Raw genomic sequence first — 24,154 nt, 5'->3', positions numbered from 1 at the left:
CCAAAACACCGGATGCCGCCGAAAGGGGTGTCATTGAACCGGAAAGATCACGTTGGTCTGGCCGGTGCCGGAAGAGGGGAAATAGGGCGTCACCACCTCGCATTTCGCGGTGTAGTCATCCCAGCCCAAAGCACCGTAGAGCATGGCGGTGTCATGCATCGCCCCCTCGCCGCAGCAGTGTTGCGCGTATTCGGGCAGCATCTTGAGAAAGGTGGCGTGATCGCCGTTCTTCCACATCTCCAGCACGTGCAGGTCCATCTGCCGGTTGAACTCGGAACTGATGGTGAAGGTGCCGTTGTTGGCGGCGTAATCCTTGTTCGGCCAGATCTTGTGCGACAGGCTGCCCGAGGCCACCAGTAACACCTTGCTGTCGCTTTCCTCGACCGCCTTGCGGATCGCGGCGCCGACAAGACGGCTTTCCTGGTGGTCGTGCACGGTGCACCAGGCCGCGACCGAGACCACCTTCATCTCGTGCTCGCGGGCCATGAAGCGCATCGGAACCAGCGTGCCGTATTCCAGGTGCAGGCTGTCGAGGTGATGCGACAGCGTATGCGCGCCTATATCACTGGCCGCCTTGGCGATCGCGTCGCCGAGGTCCGGGTTGCCCTGGTAGTCATAGGGAAGGTTCTGGATGAACTGCGGAAACTCGTTCGAGGTGAACAGCCCCTCGAACCGCGCATTGGCGTTGATGTGAAAGCCCGCGTTGATCACCCAGTGGGTGTCGCAGATCACCACCGTATCCGCCCCCAGCGCCTTGGCGCGGCGGGCGATCTCGGCATGGCCGTCGATGGCCGGCTGGCGCTTGCCCTCGACCGGGCCGGGCTGTTCCGACATCAGCATGGTCGGAACATGGGTCATCTTTGCGGCGAGAACGATCTCTCCCATGGGTGTCTCCTCCTTGAAACGCGTGGGTGTTCGGGACGCCGGATCATGCGCCCAGACGGGGTATCCTGTGCTGCCCGAGGGCAAAGCCGACGTGCTTTTGCTCCATGTAGAATTCGAACGACCAGTCGCCGCCGTCGCGGCCGATGCCGCTGGCCTTGACCCCGCCAAAGGGGGTGGGCAGGTGCCGCACGTTTTCCGAGTTCACCCAGATCATGCCCGCCTCGAGCCGATCGGTAAAGCGCAGCGCACGGGTCAGGTCGTTGGTCCAGACATAGCCGGTCAGCCCGTATTGGGTGTCATTGGCGATGTGCAGCGCCTCATCCTCGGTGGTAAAGCGGATCGAGGTCAGCACCGGGCCAAAGATCTCCTCCTGCGCGATGGTCATGTCGTTGGTGGCCCCGGTGAACAGGGTGGGGCGCACAAACCAGCCCTGGTCGCCGACCCGTTCGCCGCCGGCGGCCACGGTGGCGCCATCGGTTTTCGCGATGTCGAAGTAAGAGGTGACCTTGTCGAAATGCACCTTGTGGATCAGCGGGCCGACCTCGGTCTCCGGGTCCAGCGGATGGCCGACGCGGATGTTGTTGACGCGCTCGGCCAGCTTTGCCTCGAACGCGTCGGCGATGGTGTCCTGCACCAGCAACCGCGAGGACGAGGTGCAGCGTTCGCCGTTGAGCGAATAGATCATGAAGATCGCGGCATCGAGCGCGCGGTCCAAATCGGCATCGTCGAATACCACCACCGGGTTCTTGCCGCCCAGTTCGAAATGCACCCGCTTCAGAGTGTCGGCGCCCTGTTTCATGATCATCGAGCCGGTTTTGGATTCGCCGACAAAGGCGATGGCCTTGATCGCCGGGTGTTCGGTCAGCGCGCGGCCGGCGTCTTCTCCGAACCCGTTGACCAGGTTCCAGACCCCATCGGGCAGACCGGCCTCATGGGCGATCTCGGCGAGGATGCGCGCGGTCAGCGGGCTGAACTCGGCCGGTTTGTGCACCACGGTGCAACCGGCGGCGAGCGCCGGGGCAATCTTCCACGTCGACAGCATGAAGGGGGTGTTCCACGGGGTGATCACCCCCACCGGGCCCAGCGGCACGCGGGTGGTGACGTTCATCAGCGTGGGCGAGCGCAGGTTCTGCCCGTCGCGGGCGCTGCTCACCTTGTCGGCGAAGAAGCGGAAGTTGGCCGCGCCGCGCAGCGCCGCCTTGGACATGAAGCGCAGCGCCTGCCCGGTGTCCCAGCATTCGCACAGGGCGATTTCCTCGGCGCGGGCCTCGATCCCCTCGGCGATGCGGATCAGGATGGCCTTGCGCTCGGCCGCCGGCATGTCGCGCCACGCGGGAAAGGCCTGCGCCGCGGCCCGGGCGGCGGCGTCGATATCCTCGGCCCCGCCGCGCGCCACCGGGCAGATCAGGCTTTCGTCGACGGGCGAGGTGGTGTCGAACACCGCGCCGGAGACCGCCGGGCGGCTTTCGCCCGCGATCAGGTTCTGGATGCCACCCTCGCGGAAACGGGCGAGGTAGTCGTTGAGTTTCTCGATGTTCTCGGTCAGCGCGGTCATGTCAGGTCGCCTTTTTCAGGTGGTCGCGGATGGTGCCGGTTTTCGGAGCCAGCTCGGGGTCGATGTCGCGCATCTCCAGCGACAGGGCGAGCGAGCGGACCGCCATCACCGGCGCGAGGAAGCTTTCGGCGGCGGCAAAGATATGCGCGGTCGCAGCCTTTCGGGTGGGCAGGTCGCGCCCCCCGCGCAGCCGGACCGAGATGTCGATATAGCCATGGTCCGGGTCGCCATCGGCGATCGAGACGTGATCGGCCCGCATCGCCCGCACCCGGACCCCCGGCATCGGCAGCGCGCCGGTCCCGATGGCGGCGCGGCGCAAGGCGTCACAGAAGCCGGCCATGTCGACCCAGTCCTCGACGTTCGGCGAATAATCGACCATCACATGCGCCATCGCGTGTCTCCTCTCTCTTTAGTATTTAACATGTTCACTAAAATGGGGCCGCTGTCAACCCGGATGACACGATGACCGATTGCGCTGGGCGACGCGGCGCGGCAAAGATGGTCCATGTCCAGAGGATTGCCATCCACCTCCCGCTCCTTGCCGATCGCGCTGTTGCGCGCGCGCGAACAGGTCATGGGACCGATCCGCGCGATGCTGGCCGATGTCGGGATCACCGAACAGCAATGGCGGGTGTTGCGCGTGCTTGACGAGGGCGGCGCGATGGAGCCGACGCGGATCGCCGACATGGCCTGTCTGCTGTTGCCCAGCCTGACCCGAATCCTGCAGAAGCTGGAGGAAAAGGGCCTGATCCTGCGCCGCAGAGACGAGGACGACAGGCGCAAGCAGGTGGTCCAGATCAGCGCCGAAGGGCAGAAGGTGATCGCCGCCAATCTCGAGGCCAGTGTCGTGCTGATGGACAGCCTGCGGGCGCGGTTGGGCGCGGCGCGCTACGAGCTGCTTCTCGATCTTCTGAACGAGGTGCATGAAACCGGCACCGGCCCCTCGCGGGACTAAGGCGCCGGGACGTCGTCAGGCGGGTCTGGTCCGGTCCGGGTGGGCGGCGGCGAAGGCCGGGTGTTCTGCGCAGGCGGCCTCGACCGCGAGCAGTCTCGGCAGGTCGGACACCTCCACCTCCCAGCGGCGGGCGTTGTACATTTGCGGGATCAGGCAGATGTCGGCGAGGCCCGGTTCATCGCCGCAGCAAAAGGGCGACTGATCGAAGGCGGCCAGCATGGTTTCCACCGCCTGCAGGCCGGGGCGGATGAAGCGTTTCATCCAGTCCTCGCGCACGCCGGCGCGGTTGTCGGTGATCTCGGCGGCATAGGCGACCACCTGAAGGTTGCAGACCGGGTGGATGTCCACCGCGATCGCATGGGCCAAGGCCATCTGCGCCGCGCGCCGGGCGGGGTTCTCGGGCAGAAGGCCCATGTCGCGGGTGCGGTCGAGATAGTCGAGCATCGCCAGCGATTGGGTCAGCCGCAGACCGTCGATCTCCAGCACCGGCACCAGCCCCTGCGGGTGGCGCGCGATGTGCTCGGGCGCCTTGTGCTCCTTGGCGACCAGGTCGATCGGAACCGAGGTATAGGCGATGCCGGCCAAGTTCAGCGCGATCCGCATCCGGTAGCTGGCCGAAGAGCGCCAGTAATCATAGAGCACAGCCTCGCGCATGCCCGTTCTCCCGTGTTGGTTGGTGGCCCGGCAGGGGGTTGCGCCCTTGCCGGGGTGTTGTCTCAGACGTCGCTCAGCTCTTTCGCGTGCATCCAATCGGCATGCTTGGGGGCCTTCCTGGTCTTTGACCATTCCTCCAGCATGTCCCATTTCACCGCGTCCAGCTTTTTCAGCATCGCGTCTTCTTCCGGGTCCGGGCAGGCCAGTTCGACACGGTGGCCCGAGGGATCGAAGAAATAGATCGAGTGGAAGATCGAGTGATCCGTCACCCCCAGAACCTCGACGCCATTGGCCTCGAGATGCTCCTTGAACGCAATCAGCTCGTCGCGGTCCTTTACCTTGAAGGCGATGTGCTGCACCCATTCGGGGGTGTTGGGATCGCGGCCCATCTCGGGCTTGGTCGGCAGTTCGAAAAACGCCAGCACGTTGCCGTCGCCCGCATCAAGAAAGACATGCATGTAGGGGTCGGGGTCGTGCGTGGAGGGCACGTGATCCTCGGCAATCGCCAGCACGAAGTCCATGTTCAGCATCTTGCCATACCACTCGACGGTTTCCTTGGCGTCCTTGCAGCGGTAGGCGACGTGGTGAATTTTCTCGATCTTCATCGGTTACTCCTCCTTTTCGAGCCTGGCGGCGCGCAGGGCCTGGCACAGCACGTCCCGGTCGCCGATGTGATTGGCCAGGATCAGCACCAGCCGCGCGTTCAGCGCGTTGCTGTCGGCGGTTTCCAGCCCCTCGTGCGTGGCGAGAAGGTCGGCATAGAAATCGTCGGCGCCGTCGATGTTCGGGGTCAGGATCAGGTCGGACATGGGTGTCACTCCTTGCCGGTGGCGCGGCGGATGGCGGCGCGGAACAGGGTTTCGTCAAAGCTGGCACGGCGGGCGGCCACGTGTTGATCCGGGCGGATCAGGTAGACCGCCGAGGGGGCATCGCCCAGGTACCGTTCCTTCAGCGCAAGCGTCGGGTCGTCTTTGACCGAGAGCGCCAGCCGCGTGACCTCGATCCCGTCCTCCTCGATCAGGTCGGGGGCCTCGGCGTCGATGGTCAGCAGGGTGAACCGGTCGCCCAGCCTGGGCAACAGGAAACCCTCGCCCAGCGGCGCATCGGGGCAGGGCGAGCCGGGACGGGTCCGCTCCGGCCCGTCCAGCGCGTCGGCCGAGTTGAGCGGCGAGCCGTCATAGGTGCAGGGCACCGAGAGGCGACCGGAGTTCACCAGCGGGCGCGCGAATTCGTAATGCTCGCTCAGGTCCAGAACCGCGTCGCGCAGCATCCGCGACATGTCCGATTTCGGCGTGATGAAGTCAGTCGAGCGGGTGGAGTTGAGGATGTTCTCCTCGGCGCCATGCACCCGTTCGTGATCGTAGCTGTCCAGCAGGCTTTCGGGGGCCTTGCCCTCGATCACCAGTTTGAGCTTCCAGATCAGGTTGTCGGTGTCCTGCACGCCGGAGTTGGCACCGCGCGCACCGAACGGGCTGACCTGGTGGGCGGCATCGCCGGCAAAGATCACCCGGTCGTGGCGGAACTGCTCCATCCGGCGGCACTGGAAGGTATAGATGCTGACCCACTCCAGTTCGAACTCTACCTCGTCGCCCAGCATCGCCTTGAGGCGCGGGATCACGTTCTCGGGGCGCTTCTCGCGCTCCTTGTCGATGTCCCAGCCCAGTTGCAGGTCGATGCGCCAGACGCCGTCCGGCTGCTTGTGCAACAGCGCCGACTGGCCCCGGTTGAACGGCGGGTCGAACCAGAACCAGCGTTCGGTCGGGAAATCGGCCTCCATGATCACGTCGGCGATCAGGAAGTTGTCCTCAAACACCCGGCCGACGAAATCCTTGCCCAGCATCGCCCGCATCGGCGACCCGGCGCCGTCACAGGCGATCACCCAGTCGGCCTCGATGTTGTAGCTGCCCTCGGGGGTGTCGATTTCCAGCGTCACGTGATCGGGGTGAGTGCCCACCGCCGAGACCTTGTTGCGGCCGCGGATCTCGATCGGGGCGCCCTCGGCCTGCAACTCGCGGACCCGGCTCACTAAAAAATCCTCGAAATAGTACTGTTGCAGGTTGATGAAGGCCGGACGCTGGTGGCCCTCTTCGGGCAGCAGGTTGAAGTCATAGACCTTGCGATCATCGAAAAAGACCTTGCCCCGGTTCCAGACGACGCCCTTGTCGACCATCGGCTGGCCGGCGCCCAGTCGGTCGAGGATTTCCAGCGGCCGCTTGGCGAAACAGATTGCGCGCGAGCCGAAGCTCACCTTGTCGTTCTCGTCGAGGATCACCACCTCGATGCCCTGCTGGGCAAGGTCGATGGCCGCCGCCAGGCCGACGGGGCCGGCACCGACCACGATGACCTGGTGCCGCACCGGGACGGAGGCATCCTCGTCCGGGTGGCGGGCATAGGGGTAGAGCGGCGTTTCGAAGATCTTGTTCATGGGTTTTCTCCCAGTTTGCGCGCCGGGCGCACCTCCTCCTTGTCCCGGCGCGGTTGCGCCGGGAGTCCTTGTCATCCTCTCATCGTCCGATCCGGGGCGACACGATCTGGATCAAACGCGCCCCGGGTTGGCCTGCGAGGCCGGGCTTTGCCGGGGTTCCGCCCGTTCGCGGCTCAATCGCTCCACTGGAGCGATTGCCAGACGACGCTCACCCTTGAAGCTGTTCCCACATTTCCAGGTCGCGCTGGGCGGTCCAGATCCGCGGGGTCTCGATGCCGCGGGCCTCGTCAAAGGCGCGGGCGACGTTGAAGGGCAGGCAATGCTCGTAGATCGCGTACTCGGCGAATTTCGGATCGCATTCGGCGCGCACCGCGTCCCAGGCCTCTTTCAGAGAGCCGCCGCGCGCCGCCACCTTGGCTGCCGGGCGATAGGTGCTTTCGACGAAATCGCGGGTGTTCTCGATCGCCGCGTTGACCATCTCGGGCCCGACCAGCGCATCGCCCCGGCCCGGTGCGATGGCATCGACGTCGAACCATTTGATCGCGTCCAGCGTGTCACCCCAGTCGGCGAAATGGCCGTCACCGCAGTAGCAGGCCGAGTGATACTCGACGATATCGCCGGTGAACATCACGTTCTGGTCGGGCACGTGGATCACCGCATCGCCGGCGGTATGGGCGCGGCCGAGGTGCATGATGTCGACCCGGCGCTTGCCCAGGTAGACGGTCATCGAATCGCTGAAGGTGGTGGTCGGGTAGGTCAGGCCGGGGATGCTCTCATGCCCCTCGAACAGGCGCGGGAAACGTTGGAATTCGCTGTCCCAGTCCTCTTGCCCCCGTTCCACCACCATGCCGCGCGCGGCATCCGACATGATGATCTGCTGCGCGCCGAAGGCGCTGGCGCCCAGCACCCGAACCGCGTGGTAATGGGTCAGCGCCACGTGGGTGATCGGCTTGTCGGTGACCGAGCGGACGCATTCGATCACCTTGTTGGCCAGCCGCGGGGTGGCCTGCGCCTCGACGATCATCACGCTGTCGTCACCGATGATGACGCCGGAGTTCGGATCGCCCTCGGCGGTGAAGGCATAGAGCCCGTCACCCACCTCGGTGAAGCTGATTTTCTTCTCGGTCATGTCGCCTTGCGACGCGAATGCCTTGGCCATGGTCTTTCCTTTTCTTTTCAATGGACGACGCCGGGGCGTCGTGCTTGTCTCGCGCCATGATCCGATCGCGGCGCGCGTTTCCTTCCGTTCTGGTCGTGGCCCTTCTGCTGGCCACGGTCCTGATCCTTTGGGCAATGGGGCGGGCGCTGATCTGTCCCTGCGGCGCGGTCGCCCTGTGGCACGGCCCCGGCGATCCCGGTCCGAGCAGCCAGTCGCTGCTGGACTGGTATACCCCGAGCCACCTGATGCACGGCATCCTGTTCTTCGCCGCCCTCTGGTGGGGCGCCCGCGCCATGCCGCTGCGCTGGCGGCTGGTGATCGCCATGGCGGTCGAATGCACTTGGGAGATCGTCGAGAATACCCCCTGGGTGATCGAACGATATCGCAGTGCGACCGTCTCGGTCGATTACAACGGCGATGCGGTGATCAATTCCACCGTCGATATTCTGGCCATGCTGCTGGGCTTTGCCTTGGCCCGGCGGCTGCCGATCTGGGCCAGCGTGGCGATCGTGGTGGGGTTCGAGGTGCTGACCCTCGCGCTGATCCGCGACGGGCTGACGCTGAACATGCTGATGCTGCTCTGCCCACTGCAATCCGTGCTGGACTGGCAGGCGGGTGTCTGAGGTGGCGGCAAGGCCCGGGCCGTCGCCGTGTCCCCGCCCGGTCATGGGGGCTTTGCCCCCAAACCCCCAGGATATTTCCGGTAAGAGGAAAAGCCGGGTCATCCGAGGAACTCCAGGCGATTGCCGAACGGGTCCTCGGTGAAGAAGCGTTTGCGCCCGGGGATGGTCGCGTCCCAGGTGATGGCGTGTCCCCCTTCGGAAAGGCGGCTGGCCAGCCCCTCGATCTCGTCCACGCGGAAGCCGGGATGTGCCTTTTTCGCGGGCGAGAACCGCTCCTCGACACCAAGGTGCAACTCGGCGCCGTCCAGCCTGAACCAGCAGCCACCGCGCTGGCGCAGCGTCCGGGGTTTCTCGAGCTCGGCAAGGCCGACAAGATCGCCCCAGAACGCGCGGCAGGCCGCCTCGCCCTCTCTCGGGATCGCGAGCTGTATGTGGTCCAGCCCGATCATCGCGCGAAAGGATCGTCCCGCGCCGGCAGCACCTTGCCCACACAATCGCCGAAACCGATGGTATAGCCGTCGCCCTTGGCCGCGCCCTTGAGCGTCAGGGTGTCGTTATCCGCGATGAAGGTCCGGGTCTCGCCGCTGTCCAGCTCGATCGGCTCCTTGCCGCCCCAGCTCAGTTCCAGAAGCGAGCCGCGCTGGTGTTTCTCTGTGCCGGAGATGGTGCCGGAACCCAGCAGGTCGCCTGCGTTCATCGGGCAACCGCTGGTGCTGTGATGCGCCAGTTGCTGGGCGGCGGAATAGTACATTTCCTTGTAGTTGGTCTGCGCGAGCGTGGTTTCAGCCTTGCCCTCGGGGGCCAGCGTCACCTCCAGCTCGATGTCATAGAGCATCGGGCCGCAGTCCTTGAGGTGATCCAGCAGTTCGACCTCGCGCGCCGGCGTATCGGTGCGGAACGGCTCCAGCGCCGGCTTGGTCACGATCCAGGGGCTGATGGTGGTGGCGGTCGCCTTGGCCTGGAACGGCCCCAGCGGCTGGTATTCCCAGGCCTGGATGTCGCGTGCCGACCAGTCGTTCAGCAGCACGTAGCCGAAGATGTGATCATCGGCCTCCTGCACGGTGATCGGCCCGTCCGAGGGGGTGCCGACGATGGCGCCCATCTCAAGCTCGATGTCGAAACGGCGCGAGGGCAGGAAGGCGGGCTTGTCATGATCGGGCGATTTGAGCTGCCCCCAGGGGCGGCGCACTTCGGTGCCGGATACCACCACGGACGACGCCCGGCCATTATAGCCGATCGGGATATGCAGCCAGTTCGGCGGCAGCGCGTTTTCCGCCCCCCGGAACATGGTGCCGACGTTGACGGCATGATTCTTGCCCGCATAGAAATCGGTGTATTCCGAGACCGCGAAGGGCATGTGCAGTTCGGCCCCGGCCATCGGCACCAGCAGTGGCTCGACCGTGGCGCGCTCTTCCGCGCCCTCGGACAGCAGCGCGATCAGCCGGTCGCGCAGGGCGGCCCAGACGGCGGGGCCTTCTTCCATCAGCGGGTTCCAGAACGGCAGGTCGAACAGCGGCATGTCGTCCAGCGTGATCAGGCCCTCGGCCTCGGCGGCGGTCACGTCGAGGATCTTGTCGCCGATGGCCACGCCGCAGCGCGGATCGTCTTCTTCGATCGAGAACACGCCATAGGGCAGGTTGTTCAGGGGAAAGGGGCAGTCGGGCGCATTGGCGCTCTCCACCCAGCTTTTCATCAGGGGCATTTCAGTTTCCTTGTCGGTCGAGGTGTTGGATTGAGCCCACCCTACGCCGTGGCGCGGGGAGGGGGAAACCCGTCAGGCCTCACTTGGTTCCGGGCGTGCCGTCGAACTTTTTTTCGATATCGCTCCAGCAGTCGATGTAATCGTCCTGCAGCGGTGCCTCTTGCGCGGCAAAGGCGGTCAGGTGCTGCGGAAAGCGGGTCTCGAACATGAAGGACATGGTGTTCTCCAGCTTTTCCGGCCCGAGGTTGGAGTTCGACGCCCCCTCGAAGGCGGTCTTGTCCGGCCCGTGCGGCAGCATCATGTTGTGCAGGCTCATCCCGCCGGGCACGAACCCCTGCGGCTTGGCGTCATACTGGCCATGGATGTTGCCCATCAGCTCGGACATGATGTTCTTGTGGTACCACGGCGGGCGGAAGGTGTTCTCGGCCACCATCCAGCGGTCGCGGAACAGCACGAAGTCGATGTTGGCGGTGCCCGGCACGCCCGAGGGGGCGGTCAGAACGGTAAAGATCGACGGGTCGGGATGGTCGAACAGGATCGCGCCGACCGGGCAATAGGTGCGCAGGTCGTATTTGTAGGGCGCGTAATTTCCGTGCCAGGCCACCACGTCCAACGGCGACTGGGCGATCTTCGTCTGATGGAACTGGCCGCACCACTTGATGGTCAGGGTCGATGGGGTCTCGCGGTCCTCGAAGGCGGCCACAGGGGCCTTGAAGTCGCGCGGGTTGGCCATGGCGTTGGCGCCGATCGGGCCGCGCGCCGGCAGCTCGAACTTCTGGCCGTAATTCTCGCAGACGAAACCGCGCGCCGGTCCCTCCAGCACCTCGACGCGATAGACCAGCCCGCGCGGCAGGATGGCGATCTCTTTCGGCTCCAGGTCGATGATGCCCAGCTCGGTCGCAAAGCGCAGACGGCCCTCCTGCGGCACCACCAGCAGTTCGGAATCGGCCGAGTAGAAATATTCGTCCACCATCGAGGCGGTGATCAGGTAGACATGGCTGGCCATGCCCACCTGGGTGTTCACGTCGCCGGCGGTGGTCATGGTGCGCATGCCGGTCAGCCAGGTCTGTTTTTCGTCCGTATAGGGAACCGGATCCCAGCGGTACTGGCCCAGGCTGATCACGTCGGGGTCCACGTTGGGTGCGGATTTCCAGTGCGGCAGGTCGATCTTTTCGTAGCGGGCCGAATGCTTGACGCTGGGACGGATGCGATAGGTCCAGGTCCGCTCCGGCGGGTTGGCGGTAAAGGCGGTGCCGGAGAGCTGTTCGCCGTAAAGACCATAGTTGCACTTCTGCGGGCTGTTCATGCCCTGGGGCAGGGCGCCGGGCAGGGCCTCGGTCTCGAAGTCGTTGCCAAAGCCGGGCATGTAGCCCTCGGTGGTGCCGGTGGGCGAAGCAGCCTGCACCAAGCTGTGGGGGTCCATCGGACGGTTCATCGCGCGCTCCTCCTAAATCCTGCTTGCTGCGTAATAGTTGATTTTGTAACTAACAATACATGATGACGGAAAAATCGCCAAATCCCGAAACCGGGGAGGACAGCTTTGACCTGGCCGATTTCCTGCCGTTCCTGCTCAACCAGGCGGCCGAGGAAAGCTCTCTGGCGTTTCAGAACGTGTACAAGAACCGCTATGGCATGCTGCGCACCGAATGGCGGGTGCTGTTTCACCTCGGGATGTACGGGCGGTTGACCGCAAAGGAGATCGGGACGCGTGCCAGGATGCACAAGACCAAGGTCAGCCGCGCGGTCCAGCGGCTGGCCGATCGCCGGTTCCTGACCCGGACAAGGGATGCGCGCGACCGCCGGTCGGAGCATTTGGAATTGACGCCGGCGGGCGAGGCGGCGTATCGCGACCTTCGCGGAGTCGCACGGGACTATGATGCCAAGCTGGCGCGCCATTTCACCAGCGGTGAGGTGGCGTTGTTGCGGTCCATGCTCCGGCAGTTGGCCGGCATCCGCTAGATCGAGAAATACCGCGTCTTATGTTATTGAAACTCTTGTCTCTCGTGGAGCCTTTGCATGTCCCGTTCCCGCCATCCTGCCGCGCCTGACCTGTCGGATTGGCTGTTGTCGCGTGGCATCGACGGAACCGCGCGCGAGGAACTGCTGTCCGGGTATTGCGGCAAGCTCACGGAGATCGGCGTGCCGCTCTATCGTCTGCACGTGGCGCAGCGGGCCCTGCACCCGCGTTTTGGCGGGATCGCCTTCGAATGGCTGCGCGGGGAAAGCGGCGTGTCGCAGCAACGCTTTGCCCACCAGACCACGCCGCGCCGGGAATGGCTGCAAAGCCCGCTTTATGAGATCATTCACTCCGGCAAGACGGAGCTGCGCGAGCGCATGCCCGACCCGGGGCATCACAGCCGGTATCCCTTGCTCAACGAGCTGCGCGAACGCGGTGCGACCGATTATTTCGCCACCGGCCTGACGTTCGAGAAACCGGCCGAGAACGCGGATTTCGATCCCGCCTATACGCCCGAGGGCATGCTCGCCTCTTGGACCAGCGATCACCCGGACGGGTTCTCGGACAGCGATCTGTGCCTGATTCGGGGCACCCTGCCGCACTTGGGGCTGGCGTTGAAATCGACGTCGAACCGGCGGATCGCGCGGGATCTGCTGGGCGCCTACCTGGGCCATGACGCCGGCAGGCGGGTGCTGTCGGGCGAAATCCAGCGCGGCTCGCTCCAGCGGATCGACGCGGTGATCTTCTATTTCGACCTCAGCGGCTTTACCAGCCTGGCCGAGCGCATCCCGGTTCCCGACCTGATCACCATGCTCAACGCTTATCTCGGGGTGGTGGTCGACACGATCCACGCGCGCGGCGGTCATGTCCTGAAGTTCATGGGCGACGGGTTGCTGGCGATGTTCGACCAGCCGGAGCAGGCGGTCGCGGCCGGGGCCGCGCTGGACACGGTGGCCGACCTGACCGAGCGGATCGAGGCACTCAACCGGGATCGCGTGGCGCAGGCGCTGCCGGTCACTGGCTTCACCATGGCGCTGCACGCGGGCGAGATTTTTTACGGCAATATCGGGTCGGAAACCCGGCTGGATTTCACCGTGATCGGCCCGGCGGTGAATCTGACCGCGCGCCTGTCCGAGATGCACCGCAGCCTCGGGCAGAACGTGATCCTGTCCGAGGCGATCCGCAAGGCCGCGCCGGGCGGACCGCATGATCTGGTGTCGCTGGGGCGCTACATGCTGCGCGGGGTGTCCCAGCCGCAGGAGCTGTTCACCGTCTATACCCCGGTGGCCTGAAACTGCCTAGAACTTGACGTTGACGTCGGGCAGGTTCAGCGCCTTCATCATGTCGCGCAATTCCTGTCGCGCCGCGATGTTCGAGATGTTGAGCTGGCGCACGCCGACATCGCGCAGGTCCAGCAGGGTCAGCCCGCGCGGAAACAGCTCGCGGAAGATCACGCGCTCGGAAAAGCCGGGGGCGATGCGGAACCCGATGCGCTTGGACAGCATCTTGACCGCGCGCTCCATCTTTTCCTTGTTCACCATCCGCTGGGTGCCGACGCGGTTGCGAATGACCACCCAGTCGATCGGCTTCAGCCCGGCCTGTGCCCGCAACTGGCGGGCATTCCACACCATCTCGGAATAGACCGAGGGGCCGAGGATCTTTTCCCCGGTGGGATCGGTGTGCGCCAACAGGTCGAAATCGATGAAACTGTCGTTCAGCGGCGTGATCAGCGTATCGGCCAGCGAATGCGCCACCTGGCTCAGCCGGGTGTGCGAACCGGGGCAATCAATCAGGATGAAATCATTGTCCGCCTCCAGCCCCGAGATCGCCGCCGACAGCCGGTGGTCATAGACGTTCTCGCCGGGATTCAGCGTGGCCGGGTCGATCTCCGGCAGCTCGTGCAGCCGCACCTGAGGCAGGTCCACGTCGTGTTCCTTGATGAATGCGGCGCGGTTCTCCACGTAGCGTCCCAGTGACCGCTGGCGCAGGTCCAGATCCAGCGCTGCCACCTTGTGGCCCAGCCGGGCAAGTGCGCTTGCCACATGCATCGAGACGGTGGATTTGCCCGCACCGCCCTTTTCGTTTCCGACCACAATGATATGCGCCATATTCTCGTCTCCGGCCCTTGTTAGGCTCTGTTTTCCCGTTCGGCATACTATATCTTGGGGCGGTTGCAAGAAAAACCCCTAGCTTGCGCGCAAGTGGTTTCACAAGTCGATGTGATTGCCACGCCACCCGCGCATGGGGCTGAAACGAAAAACGCCGCCCCGAGGGGGCGGCGTTCCGAAACCATCGAGGAGGTCGGCTCAGAAGCCGAGGCCCTCGTATTTCTTCTTGAACTTCGACACGCGGCCGCCCGTGTCCATCAGGCGCGAGGAGCCACCGGTCCAGGCCGGGTGCACCGAGGGGTCGATGTCCAGTGCCAGCTGGTCGCCTTCGGCGCCCCAGGTGGATTTCATCTGCACCACGGTACCGTCGGTCAGCTTGACGTCGATCAGGTGATATTCGGGGTGAATGCCGTTTTTCATCGCTCCGCTCCTTACGCCTCGGCGCCAGCCGATTTGGGTTTGTAGTTCGACACTTCCGCGATCCGGGCCGATTTGCCGCGACGCGAGCGCAGATAGTACAGTTTGGCGCGGCGAACGCGGCCGCGGCGGACAACGGTGATGCTGTCGATGTTGGTCGAGTAAAGCGGGAACACACGTTCCACGCCTTCGCCGAAGGAAATCTTGCGCACGGTGAACGAACCGGCGATGCCAGCGCCGTTCTTGCGGCTGATGCAGACACCTTCATAGTTCTGCACGCGGGTGCGCGACCCTTCGGTCACCTTGAAGCCGACACGGATCGTGTCACCGGCCTTGAAGTCGGGGATGTCTTTCCCCAGGGCGGAAATCTGTTCCGCCTCCAGCTGTGCGATCAGGTCCATCGCATCTACTCCTGATTTGCTCGCGGTTGATCCACGAAGATTTGCGCGCCCTAAGAGCTCTTGGTCTTCACCGGGTCCGCTGTCCCGACAAATCGGGGGCGCCCGCCAGAGATCAGGTCGTCCGTTCCTTGCATCGCGGGGAATGCTTGGTGCGTTTGGCCGAAGAAAGCCTGCTGCACCCGGAATTCAGCAATACCCGACGAATCCCAAGCCGCCATTGCGGGTCGGGATCTGCGCGCGTTTACGGGATAAACGGGGGCGGATCAACCCTGATCGTCGCCCTTGCCGGCCAGATAGCTGCTCCAGAGGTCCGGTCGACGCTCCTGCGTCAGGCGCTCGGCCATCTGCTGGCGCCAGTCCGCGATGCGTCCGTGGTGGCCCGACATCAGAACCTCGGGGATCGGGCGATCCTTCCACGCGGCGGGCCGGGTATATTGCGGATGTTCCAGCAATCCGGAGGAAAAGCTTTCCTCCTCGGTCGAGGCCTGGTTGCCCAGCACGCCGGGCAACAGCCGCACGGTGGCGTCGATCAGGGCCTGCGCCGCGATCTCGCCGCCGGTCATCACGAAATCGCCCAGCGAGACCTCCTGCACGCCGTATTCCTCCAGCACCCGCTCATCGACGCCCTCGAACCGCCCGCAGATCAGCGTAACGCCATCGGCGCGGGCCAGGTTGCGCATCAGCGGCTGGTCCATCCGCCGCCCGCGCGGGCTGAGATAGATCAGAGGCCAGTTGGGCGCGGTGCCCTCCATTGCCTGTTCGATCGCCGGCCCCAGGACGTCGGCGCGCAACACCATACCGGCGCCGCCGCCGGCGGGGGTGTCGTCGACGTTGCGGTGTTTGCCGATCCCGAACTGCCGCAGGTCCAGCGTTTCCAGCTGCCACAACCCCTCCTGCAGGGCCTTGCCGGTCAGGCTTTCGCCCAGCACGCCGGGAAAGGCCGTGGGAAACAGCGTGATCACCTTGGCCTTCCACACCCCGAAAAGGTCGGGGGTCTGGGTGATCAGCTCGCGCGGCTTCAGGGTCGGGCGAATGGTCTTGCGGCCCAGTGAACGGGCCGGGGTTTCGGGGCTGTCAGTCATGCGGCGTCTCCTGCGCGGCGTCCAGGATCGCCCGTTTGGCGGCCTGGCGTGCGTCGCGGTCGCTGTATGCGCGGTTGGCGGCCAGAAGCGCAAGCAGAACGCTGTCGTCCCGGCGCGTGTTGGCGGGGGGAACCGGCGCCAGGTCGCTTTGAACTTCGGCGGGGATGCCGCAAAGATCCAGCAGGGGCGCGGCCGGGCCAAGCGGGTGCGCGGCGCAATCTTCCAGCCGTCGGCGGTGCACCGTCCCGGGCACGGCTACTGCCACCGCATCTGCCGCCGTGGTCAGGTCGGCACCGGGGCGGGTGGTCCTTGCGAAATCCTCCCAGTCCCGGGTCATGGACGAGGCCTTTACATGTTCCCAATAGGCGCTGTGCAGCCAGGGTTCGCGGTCGCGCAGGGTCAGGTAGAAACGGATCGGCGTGCCGGGGTGCATCTCGCCCGCGATGCGTGCCATTTCCCCCGCCAGCACCGGCGCGGCGGAATAGTCGGGAATGCCCGCGCGCCCCGGCAGGTGGCCCGAAAGCTCCTCGGCGGAGAGGCAGAGCACCCGCCGGGGCATTTGCCCCACGCGCTCCAGCAGGGCGCGGAACCTGTGCGCGAACTTGTCCAGCGTGAACGGATCGCGCCAGGTGGAATAGCCGCGCGCGGCGTGGATCAGATCCTTCATCTCGCCCTTCAGCACGATCCGCATCTGCCCCTTCAGCGCCGGGCGGTTGTGTTTCAGCACCTGTTGCAGGGTCGAGGTTCCGGTCTTGTGAAAGCCGGGATGGATCACGATGGCCCGTGGCATCAGGCGTGCTCCGCGATCAGCGCGCGCTTGGCCTCGCGCAGCGCGGCGTCGTCCAGATCGCTGCGGTTCAGCGCCAGCAATCCCCTGGCGCAATCGGCGGGCAGCGCCGGATTGGCAGGCGGCTGCGGCTCCAACCCGTCGCGCAGCCCCTCGGGAAGCTCAAGCAGGTCGAGCAGCGGATCGAGCGGCCCCAGCGCGCGGGTGCGGCTTTGCTCCAGCGCGCAGTGATGCACCGGGAGGGGCGCCAGAGCCGCCGCGATGCCCGCGGCCACTGCGGCGAGGTCGGCAGCGCCGCGAAACCGGTCGTAAAACGCCTTTTCGCTCAGCGTCAGGCGCGACGCGCGCAGGTGCTGGGTATAGGCGCTGGCCAGCCAGTCCTCGGCCCCACGGGTGGAGAAATAGAACACCGGCGCCGCCTTCGGCTGCACGGCGGCCAGCGTTTCGGAAACCGTCCGCATCAGCGGTGCGGTCGCGGCATAGGTTTCCACGCCATCCCGCCCTGGCATGTGGCCGCACAGATCCTCGGCCGAAATCACCACCGGGCGCGGATCATCGCCGTCCCATCCCTCCATCACCTGTGCCAACTCGTAGCCGAACAGCGCGAGGTCGATGGGATCGCCGCCCGCCGACCAGGCCTGCGCCGCCTTGCCCGCCGGGGCCATGCGCGCGCGGGGCACCAACCGCAGATGCGGCGCCAGGGTATCGCGGTTGCGATAAAGCGCCTGCTGCACCGTCGTGGTCCCGGTCTTGTGGAACCCGGCATGCAGGAGCACGCGCATTACCGGCGGCCGGTGGGAGGGCAAGGGGCGCGGCGGACGGGCATCAGAACAGCCCCTCGGGCGGATCGGCGATGATGCGCCCGGCCTCGAGGTCGACGGTCGGCACGGCCTCCTGCGTGAAGGGCAGCAGCACGGTCGTCTTCAGCCCCGGTCCGGCGATCTCGAGCAGGTCGCTGGCGCCGTGGTTCTGCACCGACCGGACCCGGCCCAGCACGGTGCCGCCGGTGTCGACCACCTCCAGCCCGATCAGGTCGGCGTGATAGAACTCGTCATCGGGCAGCGCCGGCAGCCTGTCGCGGGGGGCATAGAGGCGCACCCCCTTCAGGGCATCGGCGGCCTCCTTGCTGTCGACGCCGCCAAGGCGCGCGGTCAGCCCGTTCTTGATCCGCCCGGTGATCCCCACCGTGTAGCTCTGCGCGCCGTCCTCGGTGCTGAGCGGGGCATAGACCTCGATATCCTCGGGCTCGGCGCAAAAGCTTTTCAGCCGCACCTCGCCACGCACGCCATAGGCGCCGGCGATGGCGCCGACACAGACCAGGTCTTCAGCAGGTGAATTCGTCATGGGGCCTCAGCGGATTTCGATGGGCAGGGCGGCGCGGCGGCGCTCCCATCCGTTTTGTTCCAGTTCCGGGGTTTCTGATACAGCTTCCGGGTGACCAAGGCAAAAATATCCGATCAGTTGCCAGCCGTCCGGCACCTTCAGGTCGCGGTTCAGCCGCGCCGGGTCCAGGACCGAGACCCAGCCCAGCCCCAGCCCCTCGGCCCGCAGGCGCAGCCAGAACAGGGCGATGGCACAGGCCACCGAATAGCGGCGCATCTCGGGCATGGTGCCGGCGCCCAGCCCGTGACCCTGTTCGGTGTCGTCGTCGCAGTAGATCGCCAGTTGCACCGGCGCCTCCTGCATGCCGGAGAGCTTCAGTTGACTGTACAGAAGGGCCCGCTCGCCGGAATAGCCGGCCAGCGCGTCGCTGTTGCTGTCCTGGAAATTCTTCAGGGCGGCATCGCGGGCGGCATCGGTCTCGATGCGCAGGATGCGCCAGGGTTGGCTCAGCCCCACCGAGGGGGCCAGGCCGAAGGCGGAGAGGCAGCGCGTCAGCGCCGCCTCGTCCACCGGGTCGGTGCGAAACCGGCGCACGTCGCGCCGGAGTCGCATCAGCAGGTCGAGCTGGCTGCGAAACTCAGAGGAAAACGCCGTGTCCCGCAGGGTCACGCTCTCAGTCCTCGGCCGGGGCCTCGGCGGCTTCGGTTGCTTCGGCGGCCTTGGCAGCCTTCTCCTCGGCGCGTTCCTTGGCCTTGGTGCCCGGCTCGCCCTTCTTGGGGTTGCTGCGCTCTTTCTTCTCAAGGACGCCGGCGGCCTCCAGCATGCGGGCGACACGGTCGGTCGGCTGGGCGCCCTTGTCGAGCCATGCCTTGACGGCGTCGATGTCCATCTTCACGCGCTCTTCGCTGTCTTTCGGCAGCAGCGGGTTGTAGGTGCCCAGCTTTTCGATGAAGCGGCCGTCGCGCGGCATGCGGCTGTCGGAGGCCACGATGCGGTAGAAGGGACGCTTTTTCGAGCCGCCGCGGGCCAGTCGGATTTTCATTGCCATGGTGATTTCTCCTTTGATGGCGTTGACCGGGAAAGCCCCGGTTATTTCTGGTGTCTAGTGATCCAGGAGGGTCATTCCTGGTGTTTCTTGTGGTGGCGGATCACTTCCTCGATGATGAAGTTGAGGAACGCCTTGGCGAACTCAGGATCCAGGTCGGCCTGTTTCGCCAGGTCTTCGAGCCGTTCGATCTGTGCCGCCTCGCGGGCCGGATCGGACGGGGGAAGGTCGTGTTCGGCTTTCAGTTTCCCGACAGCCTGTGTGTGCTTGAACCGCTCGCCCAGGGTATAGACGAGGATCGCGTCGAGCCGGTCGATGCTCTCGCGATGTTCCATCAGCAGGGCGGCGGCGCGGGTCGCGTCGTCGGTCATGGTGCGGTGTCCTTCTGCGGGGGGCTGGATGTCAGTCAATGGCCCAGCCCTTCGGTTTGAACATCGGGTCGGCGTAATGGCCGATCTCCATCTCGATCCCATGCGCCAGCTGGCTGCCGTCCAGCTGCGCCGGCGCCGGGTGGCGATAGACCGCGTCGCTGCCGTCGATGCTGGCCGCGTCGGGATCCTTGACCGCGCCCAGCCGCTCGGCGAGCCGGATCGAATCCAGGTTCTTGGGGTCGATGTAGCTCACCGCGGTGGTCCAGCCCTTTTCGGCATAGAGATAGCGGCGCACCGCATCGGTGGCCTCCAGCGCGTAGCCCTTGCCGCCCTTGTCGGGCCAGATCACCCAAGCGATCTCGGCCTCGGGCCATTGCGCCGGTTTCCAGCCGCCGGCCATGCCATAGGTCTCGTCACTGGCCTTGTCGTGGATCATCCACATGCCATAGCCGCGAATCTGCCAATGGCCGATCTCGGCAGCATAGAGCATCCAGCTTTCATAGGGGTTCAGCGGCCCGCCCATGAAACGCGCGCGATAGCTGGTGAAGGTGGCCTTGAAGTTGGGGTAATCCTCGGCCTCGGGGCCGCGCAGGACCAGCCGCCGGGTTTCCAGCACGGGGATGGTTTGGGGCATCAGGCGGCCTCCGTCACGGGATGGCGGTAGATAAAGCAGGGCCGGCCCAGCAACTCGCTTTCCCTCTCGAACACGGCGCCCAGCCGCTCTGCCAGAGCGATGGAGCGGACGTTTTCCGGGGCGATATGAGATATGACACGCTCGAGGCCGAAATGCTCCGCCCCGTAGGCGCGGGCGGCTTGTGCCGCCTCGAAGGCAATGCCCTTGCCTTCGGCATTGCCATAGACGTGCCAGCCCAGTTCCGGTTCCGGCCAGCCGTCGTGGCAAATGAATCCGGTCTTGCCGAGAGTAGAGCCGGTGGCCTTGTCTTCGATGAGCCAGAACCCGTAGCCCCGCAGAACCCAATGCGCGATACCGGTGCAGAAACCCTGCCAGGCCTGCCAGCGGTCGCTGGGACCGCCGACGAATTTGGAACGCTCGGAGGTTGCGAATTCAAGATGCGCCTCGAAATCGTCCTCGCGCGGGCCGCGCAGCACCAGCCGCTCGGTCTCGATCACCGGGATGGGCAGGGCAAAGCCGGTCATGCCGCGCCCTCCTGCTCTTGCGCCTTGGCCAGCGCCTCGGGCGAGGGGTGGCGATAGGCCATCTCCGTATCCCCGGTGACATTGGTGAAGTCACGCTCGTATCGGGCGCCCAGCCGTTCGGCCAGCGCGACCGAGCGCGCGTTGCCCGGCAGGATGTTGCTGGTCAGCGTGGTGAACCCCATCGGGCCGTAGGTATGATCGCGCGCGGCCTGCGCGGCCTCAAAGGCATAGCCCCTGCCTTCGCTGCCCTCGAACATCACCCAGCCCAGCTCCGGCTCGGGCCAGCCCTCGGGGTTCCACAGGCCGACGATGCCGATGATCTGGCCGTCCTCGCGGGTTTCCACCGTCCAGAACCCGTAGCCGTTCAGCGCCCAATGACCGATGTTGCCGGCGAACCAGCGCCAGGCCTCGTTGCGGCTTTTCGGCCCGCCAAAGCCCCAGCTGCGATCACCGTCGGCAAAAAACGCCGCGACCGCCTCGAAATCACGCGCTTCCGGCCCGCGCAGGATCAGGCGGCCGGTCTCCACGATGGGAATATCGAGGCAAAGCGCGCTCACGCGTAGGCCTCCATCCCGCCATCGGCGAGATCTCCCGGCGCCGGGTGGCGCCAGACCTGCATGAACCCGTGCCGCTCATGGGTGAAATCGCCCTCGTGCCGCGCACCCAGCCGCCCGGCGACGCGGGCCGAGCCCACGTTGGCCGGTTTCACCAGGCTGATCACGGTCTGCCATCCCAGCACGTCATAGGCGTAGGAACGCGCGGCGCGTCCCGCCTCGGTGGCATATCCCTTGCCTTCGTGTCCGTTGAACAGGTCCCAGCCGATTTCCGGCTCGGGCCAGCCCTCGGGGTCGAACAGGCCGACCATGCCGACGGCGGTGTCATCGCCCTTTTCGGTCACGGTCCAGCGGCCGAACCCCTTGAGCGTCCAGTGGCCGATCTCCATCGCCAGCATGCGCCAGCTGCCTTCGGCATTCAGCGGACCGCCGACGAAATTGGCGCGCGGGCTGGCGTAGAACGCGGCGAAGGGGACGAAATCCTGCGGACCCGGAGCGCGCAGGATCAGACGTTCGGTCTCAAGCGTGGGGATGGCGACGGCAGTCATCACTTCTTCTTTCCGAATCCGCTCAGCCCCGGCGGCAGCGCGGCGCCGCCCAGACCGGGCAGCCCGCCGGGCATCTTGCCACCTGCGCCCATCTGGCGCGCGGCGGCTTCCAGCGCCTTGGGGTCCATGCCGGCGGCCATGTCCTCGGGGCTTGGGCCGCCCTTGCCGAACATGCCCTTCATGGCCTGTTTCAGCATGCCGCCTTTGCCCATCTTGCCCATCTTCTTCATCATGTCGCCCATCTGGCGGTGCATCTTCAGAAGCTTGTTGAGATCGCTCACATCCATCCCCGCGCCCTTGGCGATCCGCTTCTTGCGGCTGGCCTGCAACAGCTTGGGGTTGGCCCGTTCCTTTTTCGTCATCGACTGGATCAGGGCGATCTGACGGCGGATGATCTTGTCGTCGAAACCGGCCTCTTCGACCTGTTTGGCCATCTTGCCCATGCCGGGCATCATCGACATCATGCCCTCCATGCCGCCCATCTTGAGCATCTGTTCCAGCTGCATCTTCAGGTCGTTCATGTTGAACTGACCCTTGACCATGCGGCGCATCATCTTCTCGGCCTGCTCGGCCTCGATGGTTTCCTGCGCCTTCTCGACCAGCGCGACGATGTCGCCCATGCCAAGGATACGGCCGGCGATCCGGTCGGGCTCGAAGGTCTCCAGCGCGTCCATCTTCTCGCCGAGGCCGACAAAGCGGATCGGCTTGCCGGTGACCGCGCGCATCGACAGCGCCGCGCCGCCGCGTCCGTCGCCGTCCATCCGGGTCAGCACCACGCCGGTGACGCCGATCTTGTCGTCGAACTCGGTCGCGACGTTGACCGCGTCCTGACCGGTCAGCCCGTCGACCACCAGCAGCGTCTCGCGCGGGTTGGCGACATCGCGCACGTCGGCGGCCTGCTGGATCAGTTCCTCGTCGATATGCAGCCGGCCGGCGGTGTCGAGCATGTAGACGTCATAGCCACCCAGCGCGGCCTGGGTCTTGGCGCGCTTGGCGATGGCGACCGGATCCTCGCCCTTGACGATCGGCAGGGTATCGACGCCGATCTGCTTGCCGAGAATGGCCAGCTGCTCCATCGCCGCCGGGCGGTTGGTGTCGAGCGAGGCCATCAACACCCGCTTGCCCTCGCGCTCGGTCAGCCGCTTGGCCAGCTTGGCGGTGGTCGTCGTCTTGCCCGAACCCTGAAGGCCGACCATCAGGATTGGCGCCGGCGGGTTGTCGATCTTGAGCGCGCCGGGGTCGTCCTCACCGCGCAGCACGTCGACCAGCGCGTCATGGACGATCTTGACCACCTGCTGACCCGGCGTGACCGATTTGGTCACCGCCTGGCCGGTGGCCTGTTCCTGCACCGCCTTGACGAAATCGCGCGCCACCGGCAGCGACACGTCCGCCTCGAGCAGCGCAACGCGCACCTCGCGCAGGGCGGTCTTGACGTCCTCGTCGGACAGCGCGCCCTGCTTGGTCAGCCGGTCAAAGACGCCGGAGAGGCGTTCGGATAGATTTTCAAACATGGGCCAGCAGGCTCCTTCTCCGGTTGTCATATGTCGCCCCAAAGATAGGAGCGGGTGGGTCAGTTCTCAAACACCCCCGGCGGGCGAGGGCAAATTCCCAAACAGTTGTGCCCCCACGGGCGAAACTCGCTGGTGGGGGGCGATCCCTGCTGGGCGGGACCGGAAGACACAGTGCTCCCGGATGGTTGCGACGCGGTTACGGGGTTTGCCGGCCGGAGTCAAGTTTTGCGGGGCCAAACGAAAACGGCGCGCCCGGAAAAGGGCACGCCGCTGTCGGACAGCAGAGCGGTGGCGAAAGAGTCGCCCGACGGACCGGGCTCAGGCGGCCAGCGCGTCGACCTGGGCCTCGGCCGCCTTCAGCGTCGCTTCGGCGTCGAAGACCATCTGGTCGGCATGGACGAATTGCACGTCTGTGATGCCCAGAAAACCCAGCATGTGGCGCACCCAGCCCGAGGCAAAATCGACCTCGGAGCCGAACCGGGTTCCGTCCGAGGTAAAGGCGACGATGGCGCGCTTGCCTTTCAGCAGGCCTTCGGGGCCGGTTTCGGTGTATTGAAAGGTCTCGCCCTTGCGGGCCAGGTGGTCGAGCCAGGCCTTGAGCTGGCCGGGAACGCCGAAGTTATAGACCGGCAGACCGATCAGCAGGATGTCGGCGGCGCGCACCTCGGCCAGCAGCGCATCGGAATAGGCGGCGATCTCGGCCTGTGCGGCGCTGCGGCTTTCGGCAGGGGTGAAGACGGCGGCGATCCAGTTGCCGTCGATGGCCGGCACGCCGGAGGACAGGTCGCGGGTCACCACATCGGCATCGGGGTGGGCGGTGGTCAGTTTATCCTCGGCGCGGTCCAGCAGCTTGTGCGAAACCGAGGCCGCGCCTTTGATCGAGCTGTCGATCCTGAGAATATGGGTCATTTCAGAAACTCCGGTCGGGTGGTGG

At 65.6% G+C, this 24,154-nt stretch carries 31 protein-coding genes; 4 read left to right on the top strand and 27 right to left on the bottom strand.

What is annotated here, in order from left to right; genetic code table 11:
* Nucleotides 1-30 precede the first annotated feature (30 nt).
* From hpaD to ABWV23_RS04695, 3 genes are read right to left on the bottom strand one after another with little or no spacing between them, the layout of a single operon-like run.
* Nucleotides 31-885 carry a 3,4-dihydroxyphenylacetate 2,3-dioxygenase gene (hpaD, locus tag ABWV23_RS04705; protein WP_353345457.1) on the bottom strand — a complete coding sequence of 285 codons (855 nt, stop codon included), beginning with the start codon at nt 883-885 and terminating at the stop codon, nt 31-33.
* A 43-nt stretch (nt 886-928) separates the two neighbouring features.
* Nucleotides 929-2,440: a 5-carboxymethyl-2-hydroxymuconate semialdehyde dehydrogenase gene (hpaE, locus tag ABWV23_RS04700; protein ID WP_353345455.1), complete on the bottom strand. Its 1,512-nt coding sequence runs from the start codon at nt 2,438-2,440 to the stop codon at nt 929-931.
* A gap of 1 nt (nt 2,441) precedes the next feature.
* The gene (locus ABWV23_RS04695) at nt 2,442-2,831 is read right to left on the bottom strand and encodes a 5-carboxymethyl-2-hydroxymuconate isomerase (RefSeq protein ID WP_353345453.1); all 390 of its coding nucleotides are present in this window, start codon (nt 2,829-2,831) and stop codon (nt 2,442-2,444) included.
* A gap of 114 nt (nt 2,832-2,945) precedes the next feature.
* On the opposite strand from ABWV23_RS04695, the gene hpaR reads away from it, so the two are divergent.
* Entirely contained in the window at nt 2,946-3,395 is a 450-nt protein-coding gene (hpaR, locus tag ABWV23_RS04690) for a homoprotocatechuate degradation operon regulator HpaR (RefSeq protein WP_353345451.1), read from the top strand.
* Nucleotides 3,396-3,410: 15 nt separating this feature from the next.
* Here the strand turns inward: hpaR and maiA are convergent, their stop codons facing one another.
* The 5 genes from maiA to ABWV23_RS04665 form a co-directional block, all read right to left on the bottom strand.
* On the bottom strand, nt 3,411-4,049 hold the full coding sequence (gene maiA / locus ABWV23_RS04685) for a maleylacetoacetate isomerase (RefSeq protein WP_353345449.1): 639 nt from the start codon (nt 4,047-4,049) through the stop codon (nt 3,411-3,413).
* 62 nt (nt 4,050-4,111) lie between these two features.
* Entirely contained in the window at nt 4,112-4,654 is a 543-nt protein-coding gene (locus ABWV23_RS04680) for a VOC family protein (protein ID WP_353345447.1), read from the bottom strand.
* 3 nt (nt 4,655-4,657) lie between these two features.
* On the bottom strand, nt 4,658-4,858 hold the full coding sequence (locus ABWV23_RS04675; protein ID WP_353345445.1) for a DUF2783 domain-containing protein: 201 nt from the start codon (nt 4,856-4,858) through the stop codon (nt 4,658-4,660).
* A gap of 5 nt (nt 4,859-4,863) precedes the next feature.
* The gene (locus ABWV23_RS04670) at nt 4,864-6,474 is read right to left on the bottom strand and encodes an FAD-dependent oxidoreductase (RefSeq protein ID WP_353345443.1); all 1,611 of its coding nucleotides are present in this window, start codon (nt 6,472-6,474) and stop codon (nt 4,864-4,866) included.
* A gap of 208 nt (nt 6,475-6,682) precedes the next feature.
* Nucleotides 6,683-7,633, bottom strand: coding sequence for an MBL fold metallo-hydrolase (locus tag ABWV23_RS04665; protein ID WP_353345441.1), 951 nt, complete (start codon nt 7,631-7,633; stop codon nt 6,683-6,685).
* Between the two features lie 56 nt (nt 7,634-7,689).
* Between ABWV23_RS04665 and ABWV23_RS04660 the strand changes: the two genes are divergently transcribed.
* Nucleotides 7,690-8,256, top strand: a complete 567-nt coding sequence (locus tag ABWV23_RS04660) for a DUF2585 family protein (RefSeq protein WP_353345439.1) — start codon at nt 7,690-7,692, stop codon at nt 8,254-8,256.
* A gap of 98 nt (nt 8,257-8,354) precedes the next feature.
* Here the strand turns inward: ABWV23_RS04660 and ABWV23_RS04655 are convergent, their stop codons facing one another.
* The 3 genes from ABWV23_RS04655 to hmgA all read right to left on the bottom strand — a co-directional run bounded on the left by ABWV23_RS04655 (nt 8,355) and on the right by hmgA (nt 11,393).
* On the bottom strand, nt 8,355-8,705 hold the full coding sequence (locus ABWV23_RS04655; protein ID WP_353345437.1) for a VOC family protein: 351 nt from the start codon (nt 8,703-8,705) through the stop codon (nt 8,355-8,357).
* Nucleotides 8,702-9,958: a fumarylacetoacetase gene (gene fahA / locus ABWV23_RS04650; RefSeq protein ID WP_353345435.1), complete on the bottom strand. Its 1,257-nt coding sequence runs from the start codon at nt 9,956-9,958 to the stop codon at nt 8,702-8,704. Before fahA ends, ABWV23_RS04655 begins: the two co-directional genes overlap by 4 nt.
* A gap of 79 nt (nt 9,959-10,037) precedes the next feature.
* Nucleotides 10,038-11,393 (bottom strand): homogentisate 1,2-dioxygenase, encoded by a 1,356-nt coding sequence (gene hmgA, locus ABWV23_RS04645; RefSeq protein ID WP_353345433.1) that lies wholly within the window; start codon nt 11,391-11,393, stop codon nt 10,038-10,040.
* 59 nt (nt 11,394-11,452) lie between these two features.
* Here hmgA and ABWV23_RS04640 point away from each other — a divergent pair, with 59 nt between their 5' ends.
* A complete protein-coding gene (locus ABWV23_RS04640; RefSeq protein ID WP_502901592.1) occupies nt 11,453-11,917 on the top strand; it encodes a MarR family winged helix-turn-helix transcriptional regulator in 465 nt (154 codons plus the stop codon).
* A gap of 57 nt (nt 11,918-11,974) precedes the next feature.
* Nucleotides 11,975-13,207, top strand: a complete 1,233-nt coding sequence (locus ABWV23_RS04635; RefSeq protein ID WP_353345431.1) for an adenylate/guanylate cyclase domain-containing protein — start codon at nt 11,975-11,977, stop codon at nt 13,205-13,207.
* Between the two features lie 6 nt (nt 13,208-13,213).
* On the opposite strand, the gene ABWV23_RS04630 is transcribed toward ABWV23_RS04635, so the two are convergent.
* From ABWV23_RS04630 to ABWV23_RS04555, 16 genes are all read right to left on the bottom strand, one after another.
* Nucleotides 13,214-14,023, bottom strand: a complete 810-nt coding sequence (locus tag ABWV23_RS04630; protein WP_353345429.1) for a division plane positioning ATPase MipZ — start codon at nt 14,021-14,023, stop codon at nt 13,214-13,216.
* A 198-nt stretch (nt 14,024-14,221) separates the two neighbouring features.
* Nucleotides 14,222-14,443 carry a 50S ribosomal protein L31 gene (gene rpmE / locus ABWV23_RS04625; protein ID WP_353345427.1) on the bottom strand — a complete coding sequence of 74 codons (222 nt, stop codon included), beginning with the start codon at nt 14,441-14,443 and terminating at the stop codon, nt 14,222-14,224.
* A gap of 11 nt (nt 14,444-14,454) precedes the next feature.
* Nucleotides 14,455-14,841, bottom strand: a complete 387-nt coding sequence (gene rplS / locus ABWV23_RS04620; protein WP_353345425.1) for a 50S ribosomal protein L19 — start codon at nt 14,839-14,841, stop codon at nt 14,455-14,457.
* Nucleotides 14,842-15,104: 263 nt separating this feature from the next.
* Entirely contained in the window at nt 15,105-15,923 is an 819-nt protein-coding gene (trmD, locus tag ABWV23_RS04615) for a tRNA (guanosine(37)-N1)-methyltransferase TrmD (RefSeq protein ID WP_353345423.1), read from the bottom strand.
* On the bottom strand, nt 15,916-16,713 hold the full coding sequence (locus ABWV23_RS04610) for a hypothetical protein (protein WP_353345421.1): 798 nt from the start codon (nt 16,711-16,713) through the stop codon (nt 15,916-15,918). Before ABWV23_RS04610 ends, trmD begins: the two co-directional genes overlap by 8 nt.
* Entirely contained in the window at nt 16,713-17,492 is a 780-nt protein-coding gene (locus tag ABWV23_RS04605) for a hypothetical protein (RefSeq protein ID WP_353345419.1), read from the bottom strand. Before ABWV23_RS04605 ends, ABWV23_RS04610 begins: the two co-directional genes overlap by 1 nt.
* 43 nt (nt 17,493-17,535) lie before the next feature.
* Complete coding sequence (gene rimM, locus ABWV23_RS04600) at nt 17,536-18,054, bottom strand: ribosome maturation factor RimM (RefSeq protein ID WP_353345417.1); 519 nt, start codon at nt 18,052-18,054, stop codon at nt 17,536-17,538.
* A 6-nt stretch (nt 18,055-18,060) separates the two neighbouring features.
* Entirely contained in the window at nt 18,061-18,696 is a 636-nt protein-coding gene (bluB, locus tag ABWV23_RS04595) for a 5,6-dimethylbenzimidazole synthase (RefSeq protein ID WP_502901599.1), read from the bottom strand.
* 10 nt (nt 18,697-18,706) lie between these two features.
* The gene (gene rpsP, locus ABWV23_RS04590; protein WP_353345413.1) at nt 18,707-19,081 is read right to left on the bottom strand and encodes a 30S ribosomal protein S16; all 375 of its coding nucleotides are present in this window, start codon (nt 19,079-19,081) and stop codon (nt 18,707-18,709) included.
* Nucleotides 19,082-19,152: 71 nt separating this feature from the next.
* Nucleotides 19,153-19,449 carry a chorismate mutase gene (locus ABWV23_RS04585; protein WP_353345411.1) on the bottom strand — a complete coding sequence of 99 codons (297 nt, stop codon included), beginning with the start codon at nt 19,447-19,449 and terminating at the stop codon, nt 19,153-19,155.
* A 31-nt stretch (nt 19,450-19,480) separates the two neighbouring features.
* A complete protein-coding gene (locus tag ABWV23_RS04580; RefSeq protein WP_353345409.1) occupies nt 19,481-20,083 on the bottom strand; it encodes a GNAT family N-acetyltransferase in 603 nt (200 codons plus the stop codon).
* Nucleotides 20,083-20,607, bottom strand: coding sequence for a GNAT family N-acetyltransferase (locus tag ABWV23_RS04575; protein WP_353345407.1), 525 nt, complete (start codon nt 20,605-20,607; stop codon nt 20,083-20,085). Before ABWV23_RS04575 ends, ABWV23_RS04580 begins: the two co-directional genes overlap by 1 nt.
* Complete coding sequence (locus ABWV23_RS04570) at nt 20,604-21,164, bottom strand: GNAT family N-acetyltransferase (RefSeq protein WP_353345405.1); 561 nt, start codon at nt 21,162-21,164, stop codon at nt 20,604-20,606. Before ABWV23_RS04570 ends, ABWV23_RS04575 begins: the two co-directional genes overlap by 4 nt.
* On the bottom strand, nt 21,161-21,709 hold the full coding sequence (locus ABWV23_RS04565) for a GNAT family N-acetyltransferase (RefSeq protein WP_353345403.1): 549 nt from the start codon (nt 21,707-21,709) through the stop codon (nt 21,161-21,163). The genes ABWV23_RS04570 and ABWV23_RS04565 overlap by 4 nt, the downstream gene beginning before the upstream one ends.
* Nucleotides 21,709-23,220 (bottom strand): signal recognition particle protein, encoded by a 1,512-nt coding sequence (ffh, locus tag ABWV23_RS04560; protein WP_353345401.1) that lies wholly within the window; start codon nt 23,218-23,220, stop codon nt 21,709-21,711. Before ffh ends, ABWV23_RS04565 begins: the two co-directional genes overlap by 1 nt.
* A gap of 318 nt (nt 23,221-23,538) precedes the next feature.
* Nucleotides 23,539-24,129, bottom strand: a complete 591-nt coding sequence (locus ABWV23_RS04555) for an FMN-dependent NADH-azoreductase (protein WP_353345399.1) — start codon at nt 24,127-24,129, stop codon at nt 23,539-23,541.
* Nucleotides 24,130-24,154 lie beyond the last annotated feature (25 nt).

It is taken from the genome of Aquicoccus sp. SU-CL01552 (assembly GCF_040365005.1).
Lineage (GTDB): Bacteria > Pseudomonadota > Alphaproteobacteria > Rhodobacterales > Rhodobacteraceae > Antarcticimicrobium.
The sequence above is the reverse complement of the archived record's forward strand: the minus strand, read 5'-3'. Positions and strand labels throughout refer to the sequence as shown.